The organism is Paraburkholderia sp. JPY419, assembly GCF_050435705.1.
Lineage (GTDB): Bacteria > Pseudomonadota > Gammaproteobacteria > Burkholderiales > Burkholderiaceae > Paraburkholderia > Paraburkholderia youngii.
Map to the genome: position 1 here is coordinate 709,538 of NZ_JBNDKV010000003.1, position 16,885 is coordinate 726,422.

At 57.4% G+C, this 16,885-nt stretch carries 8 protein-coding genes and 4 pseudogenes; 6 read left to right on the forward strand and 6 right to left on the reverse strand.

The genetic code is table 11. The annotated features are described in order from the left end of the window. Positions 1-845 precede the first annotated feature (845 nt). The 6 genes and pseudogenes from QFZ91_RS26980 to QFZ91_RS27005 form a co-directional block, all read right to left on the reverse strand. Positions 846-1,147 (reverse strand): annotated as a pseudogene (locus QFZ91_RS26980) (IS3 family transposase); the annotation flags it as partial. A gap of 39 nt (positions 1,148-1,186) precedes the next feature. Continuing rightward, positions 1,187-1,372, reverse strand: a pseudogene (locus QFZ91_RS26985) (transposase); the annotation flags it as partial. A gap of 974 nt (positions 1,373-2,346) precedes the next feature. Next, positions 2,347-3,135 (reverse strand): IS21-like element helper ATPase IstB, encoded by a 789-nt coding sequence (gene istB / locus QFZ91_RS26990; RefSeq protein ID WP_176126721.1) that lies wholly within the window; start codon positions 3,133-3,135, stop codon positions 2,347-2,349. Beyond that, on the reverse strand, positions 3,132-4,148 hold the full coding sequence (gene istA / locus QFZ91_RS26995; RefSeq protein WP_176126722.1) for an IS21 family transposase: 1,017 nt from the start codon (positions 4,146-4,148) through the stop codon (positions 3,132-3,134). The genes istB and istA overlap by 4 nt, the downstream gene beginning before the upstream one ends. 1,312 nt (positions 4,149-5,460) lie before the next feature. Continuing rightward, positions 5,461-6,420, reverse strand: a pseudogene (locus QFZ91_RS27000) (IS5 family transposase). A 281-nt stretch (positions 6,421-6,701) separates the two neighbouring features. Then, complete coding sequence (locus QFZ91_RS27005) at positions 6,702-7,160, reverse strand: hypothetical protein (protein WP_429569002.1); 459 nt, start codon at positions 7,158-7,160, stop codon at positions 6,702-6,704. Positions 7,161-7,842: 682 nt separating this feature from the next. On the opposite strand from QFZ91_RS27005, the gene QFZ91_RS27010 reads away from it, so the two are divergent. The 6 genes and pseudogenes from QFZ91_RS27010 to QFZ91_RS27035 all read left to right on the forward strand — a co-directional run bounded on the left by QFZ91_RS27010 (position 7,843) and on the right by QFZ91_RS27035 (position 15,854). Continuing rightward, the gene (locus tag QFZ91_RS27010) at positions 7,843-8,322 is read left to right on the forward strand and encodes a hypothetical protein (RefSeq protein ID WP_255215313.1); all 480 of its coding nucleotides are present in this window, start codon (positions 7,843-7,845) and stop codon (positions 8,320-8,322) included. 206 nt (positions 8,323-8,528) lie between these two features. Further along, positions 8,529-9,635 (forward strand): IS5 family transposase, encoded by a 1,107-nt coding sequence (locus tag QFZ91_RS27015; protein ID WP_429522659.1) that lies wholly within the window; start codon positions 8,529-8,531, stop codon positions 9,633-9,635. A 508-nt stretch (positions 9,636-10,143) separates the two neighbouring features. Continuing rightward, positions 10,144-10,889: pseudogene (locus QFZ91_RS27020) on the forward strand (transposase). Positions 10,890-11,588: 699 nt separating this feature from the next. Then, positions 11,589-12,335: a beta-ketoacyl-ACP reductase gene (locus QFZ91_RS27025; RefSeq protein ID WP_176369789.1), complete on the forward strand. Its 747-nt coding sequence runs from the start codon at positions 11,589-11,591 to the stop codon at positions 12,333-12,335. A 713-nt stretch (positions 12,336-13,048) separates the two neighbouring features. Continuing rightward, a complete protein-coding gene (locus tag QFZ91_RS27030) occupies positions 13,049-14,455 on the forward strand; it encodes a GGDEF domain-containing protein (protein WP_429569003.1) in 1,407 nt (468 codons plus the stop codon). A gap of 413 nt (positions 14,456-14,868) precedes the next feature. After that, a protein-coding gene (locus QFZ91_RS27035) for an IS630 family transposase (protein ID WP_429568700.1) occupies positions 14,869-15,854 on the forward strand; the annotation gives its coding sequence in 2 pieces (ribosomal slippage) (positions 14,869-15,328 and positions 15,328-15,854; 987 coding nt in all). Positions 15,855-16,885 lie beyond the last annotated feature (1,031 nt).

Genomic DNA, 16,885 nt, shown 5'->3' on the forward strand with positions numbered 1-16,885 from the left:
ACCCAGCGCTCCGCCATGAGATCGACACCTGTGCGATGGGCTCTAAAGCCCATCGCACGCTGGTGATACGCTTGCGTAAATTTCTGCAATATGTCGCACTTTTCACGCGTGCTCCGGCAGATTTCCGATATTCGGAGTGTGAAAATGCACATCTGGTTTAGCCAGGTTGGTTCGCCTTTACCATTCTGTCAGCTATGTTTTCAACAACGCGATCACTCGTCCACAGCGCACTGCATAGCGGTCACATCACTTCTCGGATTGCCGCTCGGTCCGATACAGCTATTTCTTCCGTCGATTCGGCGCACCCGCCATACGAAGGCGAATCCGGAACATTGAACCGACCGCTGGACGCGCGAACGCCTCGTCACGAATGCAATTGAATATAGCGAACGCGCTATCGTGCCGGTTTGATCAGTCTCAAAGCATCAGTAGTTTGCATCGCGTTGCTTCAGTCAAAACTTCCTCAATGCCTTTGTAGTTTCGCTGACTGGCGACGCAGTAGGGTCAGCGAATTGGATGCCGTTAAGGGCAAAACCACCACGACTACGGTTGTTCGCGCCCGCGCGCGGCGCCACGCCTTGTGCGCGGCACTGGCCACGATGCCAGCCGCGCTGTAGTTGCAGTAACTAGCCACCGGACTGTCACAACATCTCACTCGGTTGGTCCGCAGGCAGCGTTTTGCGGTCATCACAAGACCGTGTCGATTATCATTCACCGTTCGCCTTGCTCGCTCCCGGAGCCTGATTTCTCCGGGGGTTATTCTTGGAGTGGCTCCTGTAATTCAGCACACGTGGGCACCGTTAGGTTGATGACGCCGCAGCATGCCTGAACTCGCGACGCGAGGGCTATTTCACGGCTTTGTGCGGCGCCTCTTTGTAGCGTTCAAACGCGATAGCCAGACGCGAGAGCGCCGGTTGCGCGTCAGCGCTTGTCCAACGAAGCGACGTAGTCGTGCTTCATAACCTTCACGAACGATTCGGTCATGCCATTTGCTCTGCGGCGACCGCAGAAGGGTGGACAACGGCTCAAGACCCAGTTGGCGAGCGAGGCTGCGCGTGCGGTGGTCGATTGGCCAAGCCATTGACCGACAGCCATTCGACGGCTGCGTAGCCTGTGTTGTGCCGAGGCGCTGCTCGACGGCGACCAGCTCAGATGCGGGGCACAAAGCTTCACCCGCACTCTCCGCCGCCAGACTTCCTTCCTGGCATTGCTTGCGGCAGCCGAACAACTGATTGGCGTTGACGCCGTGCCGATGAACCACGGCCGACACCGAAGCTCCCAGTTCCAACGTTTCCCGCACATGGCGATTTTTTCCTGCCCCGCGCGCTGATTGCGGCGCTCTGCGCTCGGTCAAAATTTCAATGCTTTCCACGTAATGATTAGATTTTACTGATGGGCACGAGACAATCCCTATTTAAAGAGTCCTTGCGTCCTCAGGCACGTAGGCGCCGCTCCCATTTCCTAAGGACTCAATCCCCAACAAATCCGGGCGAAAAGAAAAACAGACGTCACTCTAGTCGATTAACCGAACAAGGCTTAACACGTTGCGCCATGTGCGACACTCATTGAACAAAAACCGTCGACTGAGGAACACAGACCCCGTTTGGCATTTATGCCGCGTCACATCTGCGGCGGACGAGCTTCCCGCGAAATTGCGTGTGGAGAGAGGGAACCGATCTATCGACCCGCGCAATCCGCGTCGGACGGCTCCCCAAATAGACGTCAATCACGCACTGAATGTCCTCTCCACACATTCTAACAGCATTAAGAAGTGGGACTTTGTGCGACTAGGGAAGGCAAATCCCCTATTTCGGTGAAGTTCCGTTGGGTAACCTGCACTCGTTGGACAAGAGGAGAAATCCAGTGTGGTCAATCAATCATCACCCGATCAATGACGCAGACCCCGCCGCGATACGAGCGGAGGAAGGTTTCATTCACTCCATCGGAGGCGCGGGCCTGTTCGCAGAGAAATCTCGCGAACCGTGTATCCGATTTTGCGAGCGCAATCGCGACCGCGTGTTAAGTTGTCCTGCCCAACTCGTTGGCTGACGTGGTGCGTCCAACCAGCTTTGGCATGATGCATGATCTGGTGAAAGCTCATGGTGGGTGTCGACTTTACCTACCAACGCGCCACGAAAAGTTCTTTCACCGAACCGGCCTGTACGTGCCCGAACCAATATACATCCGGTGGCGCGATATTGCCGACGTGAACGGCCAGATCGATATCCCCAGCGTTTGGGGACTGCTCCAGGCACTTAGGCGTGCCGCTATCTGTCAACGCCGATTGAATTCTGACCCGCCTTTCGGCGATTCGCCGAAGTAAATCTGACCCACCCGGGACCTGTGTTACGCAGCTGCTTTCGCTGTTGCCCGCGTTCCCGTTTGGCCTGCTTTTCGTTTGTCCTTCAGTCGATAGCTCTCACCACTGATTTGCACGATATGGGCGTGATGCAGGAGCCGGTCGAGCATGGCTGCCGTGAGCGTCTGGTCGTCAGCAAACGCAGTGGCCCATTGCGTGAACGGCAGGTTGCTCGTCAACACGATGGAGCCGCGTTCGTAACGTTTGGCGACGACATTGAAGAACAGGTTCGCCTCCTCACGCCCGAACGGCAGATAGCCAATTTCGTCGATGACGAGCAGCCTCGGACCGATGACCGCCCGGTTGATGAACTCCCGCAAGCGGTTCTGCTGGCGCGCCGTCGCCAGTTGCATCATCAGGTCGGCAGCCGTGATAAAGCGCGTCTTGATGCCCGCCTGCGTCGCCCGATAGGCCAGTGCGCTCGCGATATGCGTTTTGCCGACCCCGCTGGGGCCGAGCAACACGACGTTCTCGGCCCGCTCGATGAACGCCAGGCTCCCCAGCTCCTGTATCTGGGCCCGTGGCGCACCGCTGGCGAAGCCGAAGTCGTATTGCTCCAGTGTCTTGATGCCCGGAAGCGAGGCGAGCTTCGTGAGCGTCTGGCGCTTACGCTCCTCGCGCGCACTGAGCTCCGCCTTTAGCAGTTGCTCCAGGAAGTCGGCATGGCTGGCATCGGTCGTTGCCGTGTGCTGCGCGAGAGCTCCCCAGTCACTGGAGATGCGCTCGAGCTTCAGCTGTTTGCAAAGGCTAGCAATCCGTTCGTGCTGGAGATTCATGCGGCGACCTCCAGCAGCGCGTCATACACCGCAAGCGGATGCTGAAGGCTCTCTCGCGGCAGCACCCGGCGCAGCTTGGAGGAAGCAGGCGCTGGTGCCGATGTTGGCGTCGGCAACGGCAGCAGCGCTGCCTGCTCAAGTGCCAGCCTTGCGGCCGGACGCTCGCGCGTGGTGGCGTGTATGCGCACGTTGGCGACTTCGGCGAGCCACCGGCCGATGCGCGCATTGGCGGCTTCGACATCCAGCTTTAGTCCTGACTGCTTGAGCGTGGCCGCGAGCGGCACCACGAAGCTCTCCTTCAGATAGCGGTTGAAGCGTTCGACCTTACCCTTGGTCTTGGCACGATAGGGTTGGCAGACCTTCGGCGTGAAGCCATAGGTTTCGGCCACAGCAAGCAACTGCGTGTTCCACCGATGCTCGCCTTCGCCGAACGCATCGCGTTCGATAACTACAGACTTCGCGTTATCGAACAGCACCTGCTCGGGCGTGCCGCCGAAGTAGACAAACGCTTCGCGCAGGCACTCGCACAACGTCGCGGCGTCCTCGCCGGCGGTGAAGCGCACGAAGCTCGCTCGGCTGTATCCGAGCGTCGCGACCAGCGCCAATAACGGCGCGCGGCCACGGCGGATGACTGTGAAGTCGGCCTGCATCTGCTTGCCCGGCGGCGTCTCGAAACGCACCACCGGTTCGGGCTCTGCACGCTTGTACGGTGCCAGGAATGCCTTGAGCTGGCTGATGCCGCCTTCATAACCGGCTTCCTGCAGTTCCCGATGCAGCACCGTCGCAGGAATCCAGTGCGGACGCGCGGCGGCAACACGTTCGAGCAGATAGTCCTTGAACGGGTCGAGCTTCGTCGGACGGGGCTCGCGATGCTTGTAACGGCCCGCCTGCTCGTCGCGCAGATAGCGACGCACAGTGTTGCGCGACAAGCCCGTTTGCCGCGCTATCTCCCGTACCGCCGCTCCCCGTCTTGCCAATACCTTGATTTCCACTGCTTGCTCCTGAGTCAGCATCGGCGGCAAAAAGCCGCCATCCTCTCCCAGGTGGGTCAGGTTTAATTCGGCGGGTGGGTCAGTTTTACATCGGCGCTAACAGCTATCCGAACGGCGCTCGCTCGCGGTTGGTCTCCAGACGCGTTGCACTCAATATTTGGCATATCCCGTCGTCAAATCAAGGCTTATCTTCTCGACGAACACGAGACGGCACCGTCCTAGTTTCTCTCAGGCGGGCGATGTATTTCGCCGATGTGGCACCCGTAGGCCCACTGCGATGAGCCGTGGATTTTCTTTACCGTCGCACTAACGAACAGACCGTTAATACCCGTAGTTACGCACAGGAGTATCCCATCATGCCTTCGGCAATTCCCTACGATCCCGCGCTTGCGCTCGGAAATCTCGTCAGTATAGAGCGCCTGCATTTGCTCGAGCAGGTTGCGGGCTGCTTGTGCGCCTGCCGATGCCGCAGAAGACACTCTCAATTCCCTAATTTCCGCCAAGCGCTCTCTTGACATGACGTCTCAGGAACTGGCCGGGATGGGTATCGACACCTCTCATGTCGATGCCGAGTCCGTAGCGGTAGGCAAGGATCTCGCCGCCGCAGCGCAGGAGTTTGCAAAAGCCAAAGTTGCCGCGATCAAGTCAGTCCAGCCGTTCAAGAAAAAATGTCCGGTATCAGCGACTCGGCGGAGCGTCCGGTCGACTTCGATCGCTCGCAGATCAAGCAGATACCACTGTCAGCTGACAGTCTCAAGATGAACGTTCAGTTCTTTTCCAACGATGCAAGCGATTTCCGATCAGGGACACATGCGTCCATAATTGGCTCATTCGTCAGCGGTCAGGTCGGTATTTTAGGAGATGAGTTCGCGACACAGACCTCCAGCGCTGCCACGAGCTAGGGTTAACAGTCAACTCCAGAACCACGACATCGCCGGTACGCTCGTCATCAGCGTGACATGTTCGCATAAGAATGCCGTACTGCTGGCACCGTTCATTCTAGATGTGGACAAAGGCATCGGTGCGTTCAATTCCTCTTTCCCTGATGCGATGATTAAGACTGACTCGATCACCTCAATGCAAAAGATTGCAGCCCAGTCCGACACGAAGGACGAAAAGGCGCTAACCATTCTATCCGGCGCGACGTTGGGTTCGTGCTTTATTGGCATGGTCCACGTGCTAAGGAAGGTCTGCACAACTCGTTTTCAGAGAGTTGGCCGTTTGCCACTTGCGTCGTATCAGCCATGAGAGTCTGCTGGCAGGTTGGTCGTCTGGCTTTTGAAGCGTGACGACCACTGTTTGCCGAGATTCGCGGCCTGAATCTGCGAGCGTTTCAAGCGTTCCACAAAGCCTTGCGTGCCATCCACAGGTTGCCCAGAGCAAATAGTGTCGTGATCTGGGCGGTGTTCTTCATCAACCCTCGGTACCGGGTCTTTGTATAGCCAAACTGCTGTTTGAGGACGCGGAACGGATGTTCAACCTTGGCGCGGATGCCGGCCTTCAGGCGTTCAATCTGATCGAATATCGCGTCCAGCCGATCGGTTAGGTCCAGTTGTCTGCGCCTGCCTGGTCGCATCGCCACATGCCAGCGAACCGCGCTTACCTGGCAGCGCTTTTCGATACCCTGATATCCGGCGTCAGCGTACACATCCTTTTCCTGGCCGTGCAACAGCGCTTCGGCCGCATTGATGTCATGAACTGAACGTTGGCGGCTGTGTGCCGATGACCGTGTGGACCAGGCCCGACTCTGCGTCCACGCCGACGTGCGCTTTCATCCCGAAGCACCATTGATTTCCCTTCTTCGTCTGGTGCATTTCCGGCTCCCGTGTACCAGAGCCGTTCTTCGTCGAAGTGGGTGCGGAAACCAAGGTAGCGTCGACCGCCGACCCCACCTTCAGCATCAAGCCTTTCTCGCTCAGGATCTCATTGACCCGCGTGAGCATCTGCGCAGCCAGGCCGTGCGTTTCGAGAAGGTGACGGAACCGGAGAATCGTGCTCTCGTCCGGCAAACGCGTCATACCTCGTCCAGCCCAGCAAATTCACGATACAGCGGCACGTCATAAAGCGCCTCTTCCATCGCCGGGTCTGACAGACCAAACCACTGCTGCATGAAGTGGATCTGCAGCATCGTCGCAATAGGAAACGGCGGCCTTCCAGTCTTACCCCTTGGATAGTGCGGTTCGATCAACGCAATCAACCTCGACCATGGGACAACGCGCCTCATCTCATCGAGAAATTCCCGCTTGCGCGTGCGTTTCGTTGAAAGATCCAGACCAAGACCAAGCTGTGTCATCGAGGTACCCCTTAAACCTGCATTCTCCCAGGATAGTCCACCGAGACGTCAACGCCAGGACTTTTGCAGACCTTCCGTAGATGACCTATTTCCAGCCAATCACACATTGTGACAAATCGAACTGCGGCTGAACGCAGCGCTCGAACCGATCAGAGCTTCTTCCATTCGATTTGCAGCAAGCACACTCTTGAGACAACCTGCCACTACGTTTTGCCACATCGGTCGCATTGTTAGCCACATCTGGCGACACCTGACGGGTCGTCGCAGACACGGACGGCCCTTCAGGTTTGAGGCTCATCGAAATTGCCGACGCCAATCATATCGATCTTGTGGGTAGTCGCCTTCGAGACTTCCAACACCTCGCAATCTGCCTGACCAACCTCGTATTCCCACTCCCCTATGATCCCAGCCAGTTCTCGGCATGCCGATTTCAGGCTCGAATAAGTCATTCCGCCATTTGCGAGCCAGTATTTAAGGCTGGATGCACTGCGCCAAGTCATGTCGGAATAGACCCAGATCGCCCGACCTACTGCCTCTGGATCGGGCGATTTCCAAAGCTGATCGGCATCCTTAGAGCTCCGAATGGTTCCGTGCACGTCACAGCGTTGAAAATTATAGTTCTCGAAGGTCAAATTGACGTGGGAGTCAAGATGAGGAGCCTTCGTCAGTTTGACATTTCGCAAATAAATCGTCCCCGAGATGGGACGAAAATTATTGCCTTTTAGCCAAGTTTGATCCATCGAACACTCTCCGACATAAACAAATATAGGCGCGATTGGGGGGACCAAAAAATCGTTGTCGTTGTCACTCAAATCGGAGGTTTTTTGCCAAATCACCATCTGTCGCAAATCGTCTGTAGTCGATGAGGCAGCATCACGCGTTTAGGCGGAAACGCGCATTTGTCAGGCGCCGTCGGCACCGTGCGCGAGATGTCAATCTCAGCTGGCACCCGAAACGAGGGATTTTGCGATGTTGCTGACCAGCACCCGTCTAACCGCATTCGCCGACAGGCCGATACCACATCGGCAGGCCCGGCCCGTTGCGCCGATCTGCGAAAATACGAACTCCTAGCTGATCGCACGAGAGAATGCCCACGCCTATCGCGAATCCGGAGACATTGTCAAGGAAGGGAAAGAGGATGTGCGCAATTATCGAGCGACTCTATTTCCGGTTAGAGAGAAGCACCGCACCGCTCCTGATTCATTCCGCCATTTGCTGCGCCTCGACCCTTTCGATGGAGTGCACTGATATCAAGAAGGCCCGTCCCTCTCATGCACGAAAGATGCTGCAAGACAACGCTGCAGGACGCGCCCCTTCAGGAGGCAATACAATGACGCGGGGGTTAAGTCCGACACTACCTCTTGATCACCGGCGATTCATCCCCAACATCCGTATCGAACCGAATCTATGGATTTTCCGAACATGCCCAACAACAAAAATCACCAGTCACTGCTTGGACCATCGGCAGCAGCGCATTCCAAAGCGCTATTACTTCCTATGCCACGAAAAGAGGCGTCTGATCTGGTGCTGCGCGCACGCATCGCACTTGAGCGTCTACGCAATGGCGAGCGGGACCGTCCTCTGATCAACGTAGCCTTGCAGGTCACGATTATCACGAGCTTTATCACCCGGGCAGGACATGGGAAGCTTGATATCGATGTCCTTAATAAGGTTAAGCGTGACCTCGAAGCTATCGTCGTCGAGGCCGATAACAGCGAAACTTGGAGCGTTCCCCGAAAGTTAATCGGTGACCTCACTGCTGTGATCAACGAGTACGACCGCCAGATCTGCGTCACCCGCATGGAGATCATAGTGCGCGCGAGTAACTACCTGGACAAGCTTTGTTCATCGGACAGTGATCTACACCCACGCCGCGAGGGTGACCGTCAGGTCGTACGGTAATCAATCGCACGTCTACCGCAAATGATCAGTCGCGGATTTAGTCGAGTACCCATGCGGATGACACCGGCGATAGCCAGACTTCACCGCTAGCGATGAGCGGGAGCGCACAAATACCTAGCAGGCTGTTGAATTTGGGTCCCGTGTAAACGGGGTTTGAGGGACGGGCGTTATGGATATCGTGTTCATGATCTTTGGCAGCGGATGCGATGCGCGGAATGGATGAGATGCAGGAACCCCTGTTCACGACGGTCAAGCTCGAGGACTTCGTCCCGGCAGATCACCCGTTGCGACCGATCCGGTTGCTGGTGAATGACGCGTTGAAACGGCTCAACGGGCTGTTCAGCGTCATCTACGCGGACACCGGCCGTGCCTCGATTGCGCCTGAGAAGCTGATGCGGGCGCTGCTGTTGCAGGTGTTCTACTCGGTGCGCAGCGAGCGCATGCTGATGGAGCAGATGCGCTACAACCTGCTGTTCCGCTGGTTTGTCGGGCTGGCGATTGAGGACGCGGTGTGGGACCACTCGGTGTTCTCGAAGAACCGCGACCGGCTTCTGGAGCATGAAGTCGTGGAAGCGTTCTTCACCGAAGTCATGAGCCTGGCGGACAAGCGGGGCTTGCTGTCGAGAGAGCATTTCTCGGTGGACGGCACGCTGATTCAGGCGTGGGCCAGTCACAAGAGCTTCCGCCGCAAGGACGGCCCGGACGATGGTCCGCCAGCCGGCGGTGGCCGCAACGCCGACACTGACTGGAAAGGCGAGCGACGTAGCAATGCCACGCACGAGTCGACTACTGATCCGGAGGCGCGATTGTTCAAGAAGAGCCACAAGAGCCCGGCCATCCTGTGCTACCACGGGCACATCCTGATGGAGAATCGCTCGGGGCTGGTGGTCGGCGCCGTGGTGAGTCACGCAGATGGTTTCGCCGAGCGGGCCAGCGCATTGCAATTGCTCGATTGCGTGCCAGGCGCTCATGCGAAGACAGTTGGTGCCGACAAGGCGTATGACACCCGCGACTTCGTGAACGATTGCCGCGCTCGCAACGTGACACCGCATGTCGCGCGCAACGATGAGCGTTGGGGCGGCAGCGCAATCGATGGTCGCACTTCGCGGCATACGGGCTACCGGATTAGCCAGATCATCCGCAAACGAATCGAAGAGCATTTCGGCTGGGGTAAAACGGTCGGTCGGATCCGGCAGACGGTCTATCGCGGTATCAAGCGCGTCGACCAGCACTTCAAGCTGACGATGGTTGCGAGCAATCTGACCCGCATGGCCCGAATGCCAGGGGTGGTGCCGCAAGGAGCGGCGCGATGAGCCGTCACGGCGTGAAGACTGCGCGCCAGCGGGGCTGCATGCGTGCGCATGCCCCGCGCGGATCGCGCGGCAAACCGGTAATTCAGCGGGAAATTGCACGCGCAAGTCTCCTGAACGTAGCTTCGGTCGTCATGACGGGGCGCTTTTCAACAGCCTGCTAGAAATCGTCAACCGATAAGAAGCTTCTTACAGACATGGCGCGTTAGACTGCCTTCGGCCAAAAAACACACCCAACCTACCTTGAAGGCACTGTTTCAAGAACCTCGCTCGATCGATAAATCATGGCAACGTGCGTCGGTTGCGAACACCGCCCTTGTTTGGTCCCGAGAGTAACTCATTGTTGAGGTTTCCCTGAAAGCTCGTGAGCGATGCGCTCACAGCGTTCGGCGCAGCTATACTTGAGTAGACCGCCATGTTCATTATCATGGCAGTCCTCATCGGTAATTGGGAACATTCTCAAACTCAATATTCTTATGACCTTTCGGCCAGGCTTGGCACCCATGGCGAGATGAAGAAACCCAGACTTTACCCAACGGATGTATCAGATGAACAGTGGTACTTCGCCGCTCCGTACGCTGACCTTGATGAGCAAGGGCCCACCACGGTGCTGCTACGTGCTGCGCGAGGTGCTCAACGCATCGCGCTGGATTGTGAGAGCGGGTGAGCGTCGCGTTTGTTACCCAATAGCTGAGTGAGGCGGTCTACCAGCAGAGGCAGCGCAGCGCTGAATCCAGGGAAGCTGCTTTGGGGGCTATGTCAATGACCTGCGTTCGATCATCCGGGTTGCGCAGGAACACCGCCGTCAACACAGCGCGGTCATTCTCGACGCGCGCACCTCAGTCGAACTGCCAAATTGACCCACACGGCGGTTGATACCTTGGGCAGTCGCTTGCCGTGTACGTGAGAGTGGCCAACCAGCAGGAGCGCGCGCGGGTCGGGACGCTGGCGCATCGGCTTCTGCAGACCGCCGGTCGGACTGGCTTTCGACGACCGGAGGTGCACCGACGAAGAACCTGCGCACGCTACACTCTAAGAAGGCATTGACCTCTAGGTCGTCAAGCTCCCGGAGGCCAAAAGGCGTTCCGTGCATTTTTTTCGCGCCGCTGGTCAAACGCAGCTTTGGCTGGCTCAACCGCTTCCGCAGGAGGCGGCAGACACTACGAGCAATGGCGCGAGGCCCTTGCTGGTTTGCGTTTCGTCGTATTCTCCGGGCTTGTGCTCATCCACATTGCAGCCTTTGACAAAGGGGCATAACACAACCTAGCTGCAGCCCCCCCCTATTTACCAGCCGTGCTGGGCAGATGAAAATCCGAGAGAACCCGACGAATAGCGTGCGAGGAAGGTCGGAACACTGCACTGCCAAGTGCGGCAACGGTATCTCTTCGATGATTGATCCATGTTAAGCCCGCTGTTGACTGATACGCCTATATTGAACACGCAATCGTCGCGTGTGCGTTTGCAGCTGCTTCCAACCGGATAATTGCGGATCGCTTTATTGCGTCATGAGATCCATCATGCGAGGAAAATCCGTGACATCATTCAATCCGTAGGGCGCGAAACTTACGTTTGCGCTGCGAACGCATGTGTTCTTCCGCAAAGTCCTGCAACGAGCCTTGTGGACTGCAGAGTGTACGGCGCGACATCGCTTCGATTTAGGAGATTTGTAGTGCGGCCTCGGTCTCTCACGATAGCAACGAATTCGAGGAGTCATGCCAGTCCATGGTGCGCAGCTACCTCGCGACTCCCGCAATCGGCCCCCGAGCCTACACAATGGCCGGCGCTGGTTCGTTTCAATCAGAGCATGCCAATGTCGCGGCCTTGCCGTACCGCAGGATAAAACCATCGGTCGGCATGGTCCCTCGAGGGGAGTGTCAGGAGCCGAAACTCTCCGGACAATTCAGTAAATCGACTCAATCACCGGCCGCCGACGGCCTCGCTCACAAGGGGAACATCATGTCAGCCAAACGCGTTGCTTTCGTGACTGGCGGCATGGGCGGTCTCGGAGCCGCCATTAGCCGACGTCTCCACGATACAGGCATGGTGGTCGCCCTCTCGCATTCCGAGCGCAACGATCACGTTGCCACGTGGCTCGTCCATGAACGGGATGTAGGTCGGCGTTTCGTTGCGTTCGAGGTCGACGTCTCCAGCTTCGATTCGTGTGCGCGTTGCGCGGAGCGCGTGCTCACCGAATTCGGTATGGTGGACATTCTCGTGAATAACGCGGGCATTACGCGCGATTCAAGCTTTGCAAGAATGACCAAGGAAGATTGGGATAAGGTCTTACGCACCAATCTCGATTCCATGTTCAACATGACGAAGCCATTTCTCGGTGGAATGGTCAAGCAGGGATTCGGGCGGATCGTGAATATCGGCTCAGTGAACGGCGCGCGCGGTGCATTCGGGCAAACCAACTACGCCGCAGCAAAAGCGGGCATTCACGGTTTCACTATGTCGCTCGCACTGGAGACGGCGCGATACGGCGTTACCGTCAACACGGTGTCGCCCGGTTATCTCGCCACGACCATGACTGCGGCGATCCCCAAGGACGTAATGGAAACACGAATTCTCCCTCAGATTCCGGTCGGCAGACTCGGTCAACCGGACGAAGTCGCGGCCGTGGTGGCATTTCTCTGTTCCGATGAAGCCGGCTTTGTCACGGGCACCGATTTCTCCGTCAACGGTGGTATGCACATGCGATGAAAAGCGACAGTCTGGCGTACGTATCACACAACTTTCGGTTTTGTCTGGCGCAGTCTGCGCGGGATATTCACTTCAACGACAATTTTCCATATGAAACGCATGGCGTAGCGGGGGGACACGATGCGCCAATTGCAAGACAGTGACAATACAACACCGCCGCCGGGTCAAGGTTCGCGAAGAACTGAAGGTTTTCCGATAAGCTAAGCGATGACAAATTGTCATAACTTAGAGGGTTCGTCGCTGACGAGCTAGCCTTGTACCCGAACCGGCGCAGAGGCACCGCTTCCGAGAAGTGGCAATCCCGCGGCACGCTGGCCGAGGTAATTCCAGGGGGCTGAGCCCCTATGGCCGTACATTTTACGATTGCGCATTCGTAGCCCAGACATTATCGTGAGCGGGCCGGTTTTCTCGCCAACGGACACACCAACAAAAAACGAAAAAACGAGTCGTACACTTTATTGTTCTTCCATTTTCGGAGCGTTTTTTGACGCCATCCCAATAAGGACGACTATACAATCCCATCCGGCGTGCCGGGCTCATTCAACGTAGGAATCTAAACCCGTCGTTTTGATAGAAAATTGGGAAACATACAAAGACGGTTGCAAACTTTTATGGCGCATCGATTCAGCTCGTCTGTCAAAATCCCTATATGGCAAGACAATTGTATTGATGGAGACAACGACGGGCTGAAAGGGCCACACCGGAGTAAATATATGAGCGCGACGACTGCGATGCAGACTGATAAGCAACGTTCCTTCGTGCGGCTTATCACGAGGAGCTACGCGCAGTTGGTTCTCGTCGCCTTCGCTCTTGTTCCTGCCTATCTGATTGGCTACCTGTATTTCTTTCAAGACCCAGGTCTGAAGTTCGAAAACTACCCATTTCATGAAATTGCAATCATAGGGGCGACGTTTGTGGGTCTTTTTGTCACCTACTTGGCGTGGCAATGCTATCGGTCCTCCGGCGAGCCGTTGCTGCGATGGATGACGCTGGGCTTCCTCGGATCTGTATTGATCTGTGCGCTCCATGGCGCATTCACCAGATCCGCTCATCAAAACATTTGGCTATTGCTGTTGTATGGTCCGGCGTCGCGTCTAACGATGTCGATTCTGTTGTTGATTGGGCTTCTGTCGTATCAAAGGCCGTCTGATCCCGCTGACCGCCGCGCCGGAGCCAAGTACTTGCTAAGCTGGACCGCAATATTCCTCGTAGTGGACGTTCTGGTTGCGCTTCTTGCCCATTCTACAGTTGCTGGCGTTATCCTACTGCGGGTCATGGAGACTGCGGCGCTCGGGTTTTCGACGCTCAGCGTCGTTATCCTGATGCTGCGTCGGCCTCGGTCCCCGCTGATGCTGGTCTGTGGCATCTCCGTCATGTCGTTCGCGCTGTCGTCGGTGGCTTTTCTTCTGGGCAGCCCATGGAATCACATGTGGTGGCTTGCTCACGTCATTTTCGCCAGCGGCTTCTTCCTTCTCAGCTATGGCGTGGCGCAGGCCTTTTTGACGACACGTTCATTTGCGACGATCCATAGTCGCGAGGAGTTGAACGCGCGACTCGCCCAAGAAATGGATCGCGCCAACAACGCTCTGAAGGAAGTTCACCGCGAGAACCAGAAGCTGGCGCACCTCGCGGCGACCGATCCGTTGACAGGAGCTGCGAATCGGCGTCATTTCATTGCGTGTGTGGAAACGGAGGTCGTTCGCGCACAGAGAGACGGCACTCCATTCTCACTTCTCGCGCTCGATCTCGACAATTTTAAATGGGTCAACGACGCTTACGGGCATCAGGTCGGCGACACAGTGCTCCAGGGATTCGTGCGAGTATGCCTCGACGCGATTCGGCCCTACGACGGCGTAGCACGCGTGGGCGGCGAAGAGTTCATGGTGCTGCTGACTCGCACGTCGCTGGATGCAGCACTCGCAGTCGGCGAGCGCATTCGCGCGACAATTGCCAGCACGACCTTCGCCGGTGAACTTGGGCGCAAGGTATCGATAACTGTCAGTATCGGCATCTCGCAGTTCGGCAGGGATGGTCGCACGATTGACGCACTACTTCGGTCAGCAGACGAGCGGCTTTACCACGCGAAAAGTCAAGGTCGGAACCGAGTGGCGATCGATTAGCGGACCGAACTCCGCCGATGTACGCAAGCGCAACGCGACTGACGCCGCACTTCAAGGATAGTGCGTTGTGCCCATATTTCGCTCAATGGCATTGGATTGGTGCACATGATCGTCAGAGATAGAGAACCGGGGCTAAATCAGTCACCAGCCCACGCACAGCCACCAACGTCAGATGCAAGGTCTTCGCAACCCGGGGCACACGCAGTCGCTTCTGTCGGAAGTCGAACCGAGCTAGTGTGGCCGCTCGACGAGCTCAAAACAGCTTGTCGTCGAGCACCGCGTTGAACACCGTCGGGGCACCAATCGCCCCCCGCTGAGCGCCAACGCCCAACTATTGAGATTTACTAAATTCACGACAACCGATTCTCTGCTGGTGCGTTATACGGTCATCACGTTGAAGGGAGACGGGGTTGATGGCCAAAATGGACGACGCTACGCGCAAGCGGGTGCGTGCCGGTCGCTTGATGTTGGCGGGCAAGACGCCCGCCGAAGCGGCAAAGATGGTCGGAGTGGCGCGGCAGACTGCATACACATGGAAGGCCCGACTCGACGAAGGTGGCATCGATGCGCTCCGCGTGATGGCCACGGGGCGGCCGGCGCAACTGGATGCGGCCCAACTCGAAGGTCTGCGCGCAGCGCTGCTGCAGAGCCCGTTGACACACGGATTCGGTACCGAACTGTGGACGCTCAAGCGCGTACGGGTGCTCATCGAGCGACTGTACGGCGTTACCTTCAGCGAGGTACATGTGTGGCGGTTGCTGGGCGCCTTGGGGTTCAGCTCGCAAAAGCCGGAGCGCCGGGCGATCGAGCGCAACGAGGACGCGGTACTGACCGGGAAGCGCAAGACCTGGCCCGCGCTCAAAAAAAGAGTACCGCCGAAGGAAGACTGATCGTCTTCATTGACGAATCCGGCCTCTCGGAGCGCCCCACACGAGTGCGCACCTGGGCGCCCAAGGGCTGCACGCCGATCATTCAGTACCACTTCAACTGGAAGCACGTTTCGGCCATCGCCGGTCTTACCCGTACCAACTTCGTGTTCCGACTGCACGACGGCGCGATCAGAAGCGCGCAAATCATCGAATTCCTCAAAGCGCTGCGCGCGCAACTCAGGCGCAAGCTGATGATCGTGTGGGACGGCGCAGCGCAGCACAAGAGCCGCGTCGTGCGCGAGTACCTTGACAGCACGGATGGCGCAATCCAGATGGCGCTGCTGCCCGGCTACGCCCCGGACCTGAATCCAGTCGAATACCTTTGGGCCTGGCTCAAGCGGCACGCATTGGCGAACTTCTGCCCTGATAACCTGGCCGAACTGAAGCACACCGCTCGAAACAAGCTCAAGAGCGGCCAGAAGCGCAAATCGATCATCGTTGCCTGCTGGAAGCAAGCCGAGCTTTGGTGATGTCATGAATTACGTAACTCTCAATAAGCCCTTTTTCCATCTACTCCACCGGTTGGCAGCGTGTGGCACCTGGCACAGGCATTGTGTGATCCAACGATAATCGGACATCCTGAAAGAGCCGCTTTCCGCGCCCGACCTTGCCCGTAGCGGTCGACAAGTACCGAGGCAACTGTTGCACCGGCTCGTTTGTAAGGTCCAGCGCGACGCCGGACGTCGCATACGCCCCGTGACGCTCTGAGCCGGGTGGCTAGGTGACTAGTGTCGATTGATGCGCCGAGCGTCGCGACGAATAGCTCCGTCCGCAGATCTCGCCGGTGAGCATCGACGATGGCGAGCCTCTTGCCCGAGCAATCGATCAACAGCTTCTCGCCGCGGAGGGGTGTCTGGCGCTTCGCGACAGACAGTCCTTTGCCCATCGCACCTACTGTTCGCAGAAACAGCTACAGGTGGAGTCTTCGGGCTCCTGGGCGACGCCTCTCCTACCGAGCTCATGGTGCGGCCGGTTGGGCATCCGGCGGACTCAACGACTGCGGCGGAAAAAAGCGCTCAAGCGCCGCCTCGTCCACGCGATCGCCCTTCAGCAGGCCACAGGACCAGACCGACAAGATGGCGCCCCGACCAAGGATACACCGGCGAAGGACCTGCACAGACTGCACTCGAAGGATCGAGCTACAGGTCATCAAGCTTCCGGAGGCGAAGCAGGCTTTGTCTTGTTGCCACGCGCGGGGTAGTCGACCGCATCTTCGGCTGGCTCAACGGCTTCCACAGGCTGGCCAGACACTACGGGCGATCGGCCGAGACCCTCGCTGACTTGCGTTTCGTTATATTCTCCGTGCCTATGCTCATCCAATCTTCATCCCTTAGCAAAAATGCATAACACGCTAAGCAACTGCCATTACGTCCTTCACTCCCCGGCATCACTAGACCTTTGGTCAGCGAGGCCCGGCACATTTCCCCCCTACCCACCGGGTGATCAGTTCTACGACAGCATTCCCCATTGCGAGTGTGGCAAATCGGTCATCCCGGAGCAA